The sequence below is a fragment of the Colwellia marinimaniae genome (genome assembly GCF_002207865.1).
Lineage (GTDB): Bacteria > Pseudomonadota > Gammaproteobacteria > Enterobacterales > Alteromonadaceae > Colwellia > Colwellia marinimaniae.
This window is the reverse complement of sequence record NZ_BDQM01000527.1, coordinates 1-234: the sequence shown is the minus strand read 5'-3', so window position 1 is coordinate 234 and position 234 is coordinate 1. Positions and strand designations below refer to the sequence as shown.

The following is a 234-nucleotide window of genomic DNA, read 5'->3' as shown; positions in this document are numbered from 1 at the left end:
CAACAAAGGGGATATCATCAACCGAGGTTACTGGGGGTTCATTACCAATTTTCAACATTTGTTCAAGGTCGGTTTCGCGAGTTTGTTTAAGCATAAAGGTGCGCAAAGGGATCTCGGCTTTACCTAAAGCCTCAATAAGCGTAATGCTACCGCTATCGTAAGGTAAGAAAGCATCCTCGTGTATCTGAGTCCAGACCGGTCTCATGATCAGTATCGTTAGTGTTAGCGCAATAC

1 pseudogene is annotated in these 234 nt (G+C 44.4%); it reads right to left on the bottom strand.

The window, feature by feature from the left end:
• Positions 1 to 205, bottom strand: a pseudogene (locus MTCD1_RS20360) (flagellar type III secretion system pore protein FliP); the annotation flags it as partial.
• Positions 206 to 234 lie beyond the last annotated feature (29 nt).